Source organism: Acinetobacter johnsonii, from assembly GCF_048551975.1.
GTDB lineage: Bacteria > Pseudomonadota > Gammaproteobacteria > Pseudomonadales > Moraxellaceae > Acinetobacter > Acinetobacter johnsonii_A.
In genome coordinates this window covers 1-287 of record NZ_JBIMCF010000183.1, presented here as the reverse complement: position 1 = coordinate 287, position 287 = coordinate 1, and the positions used below count along the sequence as shown (strand labels likewise).

Annotated in this window: 1 pseudogene; it reads right to left on the bottom strand. The window is 47.0% G+C overall.

From position 1 onward, the window contains the following. Positions 1 to 287 (bottom strand): annotated as a pseudogene (locus tag ACG9ZB_RS17165) (DNA repair protein RadA); the annotation flags it as partial.

The following is a 287-nucleotide window of genomic DNA, read 5'->3' as shown; positions in this document are numbered from 1 at the left end:
CCACCATGGCGATGCATCACCGCCAAGAGCATATTTAAACGGTTTTGTTCCAAACCTAAGGCGACTCGGCGCGGTGGACCATGTGCATCATCCACCAAAGCTTGAACCTCAACCAACAGAGGACGTGTGCCTTCACGACTGATCATCACGATTGAGCCTGCAATGGCTTCATCATAACGAATTAGGAAAATGGCTGAATGATTCGCCACTTCTCTTAATCCTTTATCAGTCATGCCAAAAACCCCGAGTTCATTGACTGCACCAAAACGATTTTTAACGGCACGAAT